Source organism: Bradyrhizobium sp., from assembly GCF_017881085.1.
In the GTDB taxonomy this organism is placed as follows: Bacteria; Pseudomonadota; Alphaproteobacteria; order Rhizobiales; family Xanthobacteraceae; genus Bradyrhizobium.
Genome location: NZ_JADGRI010000237.1, coordinates 1 through 8,473 on the forward strand (window position 1 = coordinate 1; position 8,473 = coordinate 8,473).

Sequence of the window (8,473 nt, forward strand, 5' to 3'; positions counted from 1 at the left end):
CAGGGCGTTGAAACCGTGGATGGCGGCAGCGACCTGTTCGGCCGAGCCTTCGCCCTGCACCTTGACCGGCCACACCAGCACGCGGCGCGGAAAGCGGTCCTCCAGCCGGTGCAGGATGTCGCGGATCACGGCGCCGGTCGGCGAAGTGACGACGCCGATCACCTCCGGCAGCCATGGCAGAAGCTGCTTGCGCGCCTCGTCGAACAGTCCCTCGGCGGCGAGCTTCTTCTTGCGCTCTTCCATCAGCGCCATCAACGCGCCGATGCCGGCGGGCTCGATCGCCTCGATCACGATCTGGTATTTCGACGAGCCGGGATAGGTGGTGAGCTTGCCGGTGGCGATGACCTCGAGCCCTTCCTGCGGCTTGAAGCGCATCCGGCCATGGACGCCCTTCCAGATCACCGCCTCGATCTTGGCGCTCTCGTCCTTCAGCGCGAAATAGCAGTGCCCGGAGGAGTGCGGCCCGCGGAAGCCGGAGATTTCGCCGCGCACCCGGACGCGCCCAAAAGTGTCCTCCACCGTCCGCTTCAGCGCGGAGGACAGCTCGGACACCGTGAATTCCGGCGCGTTGATCAGGGCTTCAAGGGCGGCCATCTCGGACAATCGATTCGGGGTTTTCTGAACAGGGCACAAGGTAGGGATTTTAGTCGCAGCCGCAAATCGGGACTTGACCTATAGATTACTCTGTATTACAGAGTTCTCTGCTTCCAGAACAAAACTTTGCCGAAGGAGCTTGCATCATGATTGCCACCATAGCGTCGGGCGGCCTGAAGGCCGCCGTCTGCGGTCTTGCCCTGATCGGTCTGACCGGATCGGTGCTGGCGATATTGATTGCCACGCCACTGCAGCGGCCACCCGAACTGACCTCGATTTCGGCGACGGCGCGCGCCGTGGACCGCAGCGGCATGCCCGGGCTCGATCGCTTTCATGCCCGCGACGGCACGGAACTCGCCTACCGGCACTACCCGGCTCGCGCGCCGGCGGACGGGCAGGCCGCCATCGTCATACATGGCTCGTCGGGGTCGAGCGTCGCCGTCCACGCGCTGGCCAAGGGTCTTGCCGAGCGCGGTGTCGAAACCTGGGCGCCCGACATTCGCGGTCATGGCGGATCCGGCACGCGCGGCGATATCGCCTATCCCGGCCAGCTCGAGGACGATATGTCCGATTTCGTCGGCGAAATCCGCAAGGCCAATCCCACCGCACCGCTGACGCTGATCGGCCATTCCTCCGGCGGCGGCTTCGCGCTGCGGGTCGCCGGCTCGCCGATCCAGAACCTGTTCGTGCGCACGGTGCTGCTTGCGCCCTATCTCGGCTACGACGCGCCGAGCAGCCGGAAAGACGCGGGCGGCTGGGCCAGCCCCGACATTCCGCGTTCCCTCGGGCTTTCGGTGCTGCACCGGCTCGGAATCCTCTGCTGCGAATCGCTGCCGACCATCGCCTTCGCGGTGGCTCCGAATTCGAGCGCGATCCTGGCATCGACCTATTCCTATCGCCTGATGCGCAATTTCGGCAGCTCGCGCGACTATCGCGAAGATCTTTCCGCCGCCGCCCGGCCGGTCGCATTGTTCGCCGGCGCCGCCGATGAGCTGATGTTTCCCGACAAGTACCGGGAGGCCATTGGCCCGCGCGCATCCGTTACCCTGGTCGACGGCGTCAATCACATGGGGATCGTCAGCGATCCCGCCGCGGTTTCTGCGATCGCCGACGATGTGGTCAAAGCAGGGGGCGGATCATGACCAGCATCGATTCCAGTGAAGCCGCTTCCGCGCTGTCGGATATCGACTCCATCGTCCGTCGCGTTCGCCAGTCCAGGATTTACGATCTCACCAGCCGGATGCTGATCCTGTGGGGGGCGCTGACATTCGTGGGCTATCTCGTGACCTGGCTGTCGCCGCGCCACGCCGGTTACGCCTGGGTCGCGGTCTATGTCGCGGGAACCGCCGGGTGGGCGCTCATCAGCGCGCTCAATCGCGCGCGGTCCGGCATTCGCAGTTTCGATATCAGGATCTTCGTGGCGTTCCTGCTTTTCATCGCGTTCGGAATATTCTCGTGCTGGCTCGGGCATTTCACGCCGCGCCAGATGGGAACGTTCTGGCCGCTCTATTTCATGATGGTCTACACGATCGTCGGGCTGTGGGTCGGATTGGCATTCGTGGCGATCGGCCTTTCCATCATCGCACTCACTTTGATCGGCTATTTTTTCGTCGGCGAGGCCTTCGACCTGTGGATGGCCTTTGTCAATGGCGGCGGGCTGATGCTGGGCGGCCTCTGGATGCGCCGGAGCTAGCGCGATGGCCGAGCTCGACGACATCATCCACCAGCCGCTGCGGCTGAAGATCATGGCGGCGCTGAATGCGCTGCCGGCCGCCGCCCCGGGGCTTGAATTCTCTCGGCTGAAAAAACTGACCGGCGCCACCGACGGCAATCTCGGCGCCCATATCGAGACGCTTTCGAAGGCCGGCTATGTCGCGGTCGAAAAGGCCTTTGTCGGCAAGAAGCCGCAGACGACGGTCACCGCCACCGCTGCCGGCCGCGGCGCCTTCGCCCGCCACGTGGCGACGCTGCAGGAGATCATCGCGGCCTCGGCGCGGCAGCCGTAACCAGGCCGTCATTCCGGGGCGCTCGCAACGCGAGCGAACCCGGAAGCTCGAGCTGAAGAGCATATGTGCCAAACAACTTCGGGATTCCGGATAGGCGCTGGCGCGCCGTCCGGAATGACGGCAGTTTGGTAAGCTTCCCCCTTGCAGCGGGGGGCGGACTCGTGCAACCGACACGGTTTCGAAACCCTCATTTGGCTGCACTCCATGCACATTCTCCTGCTCGGTTCCGGCGGCCGCGAACACGCCTTGGCGTGGAAGATCGCGGCTTCGCCTTTGGTGACAAAACTCTGGTGCGCGCCGGGCAATGCCGGCATCGCGCGGGAAGCCGAATGCGTGGCGCTGGATATCGCCGACCATGTCGCGGTGATCGATTTCTGCCGACGCGAGCGGATAGAATTCGTCGTGGTCGGCCCGGAAACGCCGCTCGCGGCGGGGATCGTCGACGACCTCGCAAAGGCCGGCATCAAGGCGTTCGGTCCGAGCAAGCAGGCCTCGCAGCTCGAGGGCTCCAAGGGATTTACCAAAGCGCTGTGCACCGAGTTCGGCATTCCGACCGGCGCTTACGGCCGCTTCAATAACGCCGCCGACGCGCTGGCCTATGTGCGCAAGCAGGGCGCGCCGATCGTGGTCAAGGCCGACGGCCTGGCCGCGGGCAAGGGCGTGGTGGTGGCGATGACCTTGGGCGAAGCGGAAGCCGCCATCGCCATGATGTTCGTCGGCGCTTTCGGAGCGGCCGGCGCTGAAGTCGTGATCGAGGAGTATCTCACCGGCCGCGAGATCAGCTTCTTTGCGCTGTCCGACGGCGATACCGCGATCGCGCTCGCTTCGGCCCAGGACCACAAGCGCGTGTTCGACCATGACCAGGGGCCGAACACCGGCGGCATGGGCGCCTATTCGCCGACGCCTTTCGTGACGGAGGAAGTTCACGACCGGATCATGTCGCGGATCATCCTGCCGACGGTTGCCGGCATGAAGGCGCGCGGCACGCCATTTCGCGGCGTGCTCTATGCCGGCGTGATGCTGACGCAGGACGGCCCAAAGCTGTTCGAATACAATGTCCGCTTCGGCGACCCCGAATGCCAGGTGCTGATGCTGCGGATGATGTCGGACATCGTGCCGGCGATGCTGGCGTCCTGCGACGGCCAGTTGCGGAATTTCGATCTGCGCTGGTTTCCGGAAGCCGCGCTGACGGTCGTGATGGCGGCGAACGGCTATCCCGGCGACACCAAGAAGGGCACCCGCATCGAGGGGCTCGACGACGCCACGAAGGTCGAGGGCGTCGAGATTTTTCATGCCGGCACGATTTCCAGGGACGGGCACATTCTCGCCAATGGCGGCCGCGTGCTGAACGTCTGCGCGTCCGGCAAGACGGTCGCGGAAGCGCAGCAGCGAGCCTATGCGGCGGTCGACCGCATCCGATGGCCGGACGGCTTCTGCCGGCGCGACATCGGCTGGCAGGCGGTGGAGCGGGAGCGTACTCGCTAAAGCATATCCCCTCGGCCATTTTGAGCCTTCGATCGGAGGAGCCGGCCCGTCCTTGGACGGCGGCCACCTTGCCGGAAGCCGCTGCTCGACCGCGTGGCAATTCAGCGCGAAACCGGCTAATGCGCCCCGGCCAATCCGCGCCAAAATCGCCTCAATTGGACGGAACCGTGGGCGGGCGGGGCTTGCCGGAATTGTGCAAGATATCAAGCTGTGCTCATTTGACCCGTCAAATTGACGGTCCGTGCCGTCGAAGGGGCTGGCCATGCAGTGCGGGCAGTGCGGGAGCCTAAACAAGGTCGGCAACGACTATTGCGAAAGCTGTGGTACGCCGTTTGGCGCCAGGTGCAATGCCTGCCACCATTTGAATGGACCTGGGAGCCGTTTCTGCGGTCAGTGCGGGGCGGCGCTTCCCGGCTGACCAAAATCTGGTCGGAGCCAGCGGCGGATTGGACCCGGGAAGCGGTGCCACCGGCCGAACACCTCGAAGCTGAATTCTCCAGTGGGGCAGCCGGGTACCTAGGCCCGCCTTATTGGTTGTTGTGCGTTGCTACCGGCAGTAGATTATCGCCTCCGGTCGCCACGCGCAGCTGATGGCTCAGATGAAATGTTTGAGGTGCCAACACGAGAACCGGATTGACGCCCGATTCTGTGAGGCGTGCGCCGCTCCTTTCGCACACACGTGCCCAAACTGCAGAAACCTGATTTTGCCGGGAGCCCGGTTCTGCTCGCAATGCGCGCATCCGATCAGATCGGATGGCGAATATCGCGCGACGAACCGGTTCTTGTCACCTGACAACTATACACCAAAGCATCTCGCTGACCGGATACTGACATCGAAAGGCGATTTTGAAGGTGAACGCAAGCAGGTCACTGTGCTGTTTGCGGATATCGTCGGGTCTCTGGGAATAATAGCGGATCGCGATCCGGAAGAGGCGCAGCGGCTGCTCGATCCCGTCCTCGATAACATGCTGGAAGCAGTCCACCACTATGAGGGCATGGTCAACAGGGTCATGGGAGACGGGATCATGGCCCTTTTCGGCGCCCCTCTCGCCCATGAAGATCATGCGGTTCGCGCGTGTTATTCGGCTCTCAGAATGCAGCAAACGATCGCGCGTTATGCTGAACAGGTTCGCCGAACTCACGGCATACCCGTAACGATCCGCGTCGGCGTCAATTCCGGAGAAATCGTCGTCTCGTCGATCAACAATGATCTCTACATGGACTACACCGTCGTTGGGCAGACCGCGCATTTGGCATCCCGCATGGAACAAATGGCAATGCCGGGCTCGGTGCTTGCCAGTGCCGATACCGCGAGGCTCGTCGAAGGATACGTCAAGGCAAAATCTCTCGGCGCGATGCCGATAAAGGGACTGGCGTACCCCGTCGAGGTCTTTGAGATCACCGATGGCGGCTCTGAGCGGACGAGATTTCAAGCGTCTGCCTGGCGAGGATTGACGCCCTTCGTCGGCCGAGCGCTGGAACTTCGACAGCTCAGTCAGGCCCTCGACCAAGCCCGAGGCGGTCACGGTCAGGTCTTGGCCGTTGTTGGCGAACCCGGCATGGGCAAGTCACGTCTTATCCATGAATTTGTTCATTCGCCGCAGACGGCAGGCTGTTTGATTCTGGAGACCAACTCCGCTTCATATGGTCATGCGGCATCCTATTTGCCGGTTATCGAACTGCTCCGGCATTACTATTTCAAGATCAATCTGCGCGACAACGCAAAATCCATCCGCGAGAAGGTGACGGGCAAGATTCTGGCGCTCGACCCCTCGTTGCAGGACGCGATACCGCCTGTGCTCGATCTGCTGGACGCGCTGGATGCCGGACATCCATTCCAGCTGCTCGATCCTCTCCAGCACCGACAGCATACCTTCCACGCGATTACGCGACTGCTGCTGAGTGAAAACCGGGTGCAGCCTGTTGTCGCGGTCTTCGAGGATCTGCATTGGAACGATTCCCTTACTCTGGGCCTGCTCAACGAGATCGTCGTCAATGCGCGCGACGCACGCCTGCTGCTATTGGTAACTTATCGTCCTGAATTCCAAGACGAATGGAAGGGCCGCCCGAATTACCGCAACCTGCGTCTCGAGCCTCTTGAGAGCGAAAGCCTTACCGCCCTTCTGGATTCGCTGCTGGGATCAGACCCCGCTCTCGCGAGCCTGAAAAGCTTTGTTCATGATCGCGCGGGTGGAAATCCATTTTTTGTAGAAGAGCTCGTTCGCACCCTGGTGGATCGTGGCGTGCTCGAGGGAACCCGCGAGAATTACAAGATCAGGAAGCCATTTTCAGGGAATGAGATCCCGCCTACGGTGCAGGCCGTACTGGCCGCGCGCATAGACGCCCTGCCGACAATTGAAAAGAGGCTGCTTCAGGAAGCGTCAGTTGTCGGACATGACATTCCTCTGTCGCTGCTGCACGAGATCTCCAGTCTGGACGATGGCGAAATCCGCGGCATTCTCAACAATCTGCAAGCAGCCGAATTTCTCTACACCACGCAGCTTTACCCCGATCTTCAGTTTTCCTTCAAACACGCGCTCACTCACGATGTCGCTTATGCCGGGTTGCGTAACGATCGGCGGCGCGAAATACACCAGCGCGTCGTGAAGGCGATAGAAACCCAATATGCCGGCCGCATTGGCGAGCAGGTGGAGCGGCTGGCGGACCATGCGTTGCGCGGCCAGCTTCCGGAAAAAGCCGTCATGTATCTGCGTCAGGCGGGCACCAAGGCTGCAGATCGGGAGGCCTATCCCGAAGCGGTGATCCTTTTCGAGCAGGCCCTGGAAGCGCTGGCGCAACTGCCGGAGAGCATCGATACACTGCAGAAGGCGATCGACATTCGCTTCGATATCCGCAACGTGCTTCAGCCGCTGGGCGATCGGGAACGTATCGCATCCTATCTGCGCGAGGCCGGGCAACTGGCTGATCAGATTGGCGACAATCAGCGGATGGGATGGGTGCAGTCCTATTTGACCGAACAGTTCTGGATGCTCGGTAAATACGGAGAATCGGTCGAGGCGGGAGAAAAGGCCCTCACGGTTGCGCAGCAACTTTCGGACTTGCCGCTGCAAGTCGTTACGAATTTGCCGCTGGGATTGGCGCACCACACCCGAGGGGACTACGTCAAGGCACGCGAATATTTCGGCTGGAATGCCACCCATCTCGAAGGCAATCTGGTCAGCGAGCGTTTCGGGATGTTTGTCCTGCCGTCCTCGTTCGCGCGCAGTTTCATTGCGTGGGGCCTTGCCGAAACCGGTAAATTTTCCGAAGCGTACAATATCGCCGAAGATGCCCTTCGCATCGCTGAAGACGCCAATCATCCCTTCAGTTGCGGCTACGCCCATCTCGGTCTCGGGGTTGTAGCATTGCGTCAGGGAAACCTGCGGAGGGCGCTGCGCTCGTTCGAGCGGGCGCTGGCGGCGGGAGCCTTTGCGGACAGCCCGGTTGGGTTCGCCTTCGTTGCACTTCATCTTGGCTATGCGCTCTCGCTCGCCGGCCGGGCGAACGAGGGAGTTCCGATTCTTGAACAGAGCGTTCAAATTGCAGAATCTCGGGGATTTGTGGCGCGTCATTCCTTGCGTCTTGCTTATGCCAGTGAGGCTTACCTAACCTTGGGCCGGGAGGCCGATGCGCTGAAGGCGGCCACGCGCGCCCTCGAGCTCGCCCGCAAACACGGAGAGCGGGCAAACGAGGCTTATTCATTGCGAATGCTTGGTGAAATTGACCTCCACCGGGGAAACCTAAGCGAAGCAAAGGCTTGGCTGACCGCGAGTCTGGCGGCCGCCGAGGAACTGGGCATGCGACCTCTGGAGGCGAACTGCCACAGAGGGCTCGCCAATGGGTTCGACCTCGGTCACCGGAAATCCGATGCGGAGCGTCATCGCGACATCTCCAACTCGCTGGTTGGCGCGATGGAAATGCGGTTCTGGGGATAAGCTCGCTGTGAACTAGATCATAACCGGAGGCCCGCAGCGTGCTATCAATTGCTAGGCCGTATCAGTGATTGAGCAGGGAGGGCATCATGTCGGCGCGCAAATCGGTGATCGTTACCTTCAAGCCGAAGGATCAGCGTCCCGACCGGCAAATCGATAAGCTTGAGATCGTGCGAGGGGCTCTGGCGAAAGGAACCCGTGCACATTTTCTTGACGCCGCAACGCTGGCAACAGGTGCTGACCAGCCTCCAACCGAAGACCAGGTAGTTGGATATGACGTAAACCAATATGAAGCGCCGATCGTCAGCGTGCAGCTTACCGAGAGCGAAATCCACGCCTTGCGCAATAATGACAACGTCGCCAACGTCGACACGATCCGGCCGGGCGGCCAGGAGCCGTTCCGCGCCGAGGAGGTCGTGGCGCAGTCCCTGCCCGGGACGCAGGGCGTCGCGGTGG

The 8,473-nt window shown here is 61.9% G+C and carries 8 protein-coding genes and 1 pseudogene; 8 read left to right on the forward strand and 1 reads right to left on the reverse strand.

The features are described from left to right. On the reverse strand, positions 1-594 hold a 594-nt coding region (gene xseA, locus QZ213_RS20070), incomplete at its 3' end, for an exodeoxyribonuclease VII large subunit (RefSeq protein WP_291687840.1). A 146-nt stretch (positions 595-740) separates the two neighbouring features. Between xseA and QZ213_RS20075 the strand changes: the two genes are divergently transcribed. The 8 genes and pseudogenes from QZ213_RS20075 to QZ213_RS20100 all read left to right on the forward strand — a co-directional run. Continuing rightward, complete coding sequence (locus QZ213_RS20075) at positions 741-1,736, forward strand: alpha/beta hydrolase (RefSeq protein WP_291687841.1); 996 nt, start codon at positions 741-743, stop codon at positions 1,734-1,736. Beyond that, the gene (locus QZ213_RS20080; protein WP_291687842.1) at positions 1,733-2,287 is read left to right on the forward strand and encodes a hypothetical protein; all 555 of its coding nucleotides are present in this window, start codon (positions 1,733-1,735) and stop codon (positions 2,285-2,287) included. Before QZ213_RS20075 ends, QZ213_RS20080 begins: the two co-directional genes overlap by 4 nt. A 4-nt stretch (positions 2,288-2,291) precedes the next feature. Then, positions 2,292-2,600 carry a transcriptional regulator gene (locus QZ213_RS20085; RefSeq protein ID WP_291687843.1) on the forward strand — a complete coding sequence of 103 codons (309 nt, stop codon included), beginning with the start codon at positions 2,292-2,294 and terminating at the stop codon, positions 2,598-2,600. 204 nt (positions 2,601-2,804) lie between these two features. Next, positions 2,805-4,085, forward strand: a complete 1,281-nt coding sequence (purD, locus tag QZ213_RS20090) for a phosphoribosylamine--glycine ligase (protein ID WP_291687844.1) — start codon at positions 2,805-2,807, stop codon at positions 4,083-4,085. A gap of 262 nt (positions 4,086-4,347) precedes the next feature. Further along, the gene (locus QZ213_RS27205; protein WP_365885078.1) at positions 4,348-4,503 is read left to right on the forward strand and encodes a zinc ribbon domain-containing protein; all 156 of its coding nucleotides are present in this window, start codon (positions 4,348-4,350) and stop codon (positions 4,501-4,503) included. A gap of 181 nt (positions 4,504-4,684) precedes the next feature. Beyond that, positions 4,685-4,807 (forward strand): annotated as a pseudogene (locus QZ213_RS27210) (zinc-ribbon domain-containing protein); the annotation flags it as partial. A 60-nt stretch (positions 4,808-4,867) separates the two neighbouring features. Continuing rightward, a complete protein-coding gene (locus QZ213_RS20095) occupies positions 4,868-8,020 on the forward strand; it encodes an adenylate/guanylate cyclase domain-containing protein (RefSeq protein WP_291687845.1) in 3,153 nt (1,050 codons plus the stop codon). 86 nt (positions 8,021-8,106) lie between these two features. Beyond that, on the forward strand, positions 8,107-8,473 hold a 367-nt coding region (locus tag QZ213_RS20100), incomplete at its 3' end, for a hypothetical protein (RefSeq protein ID WP_291687846.1).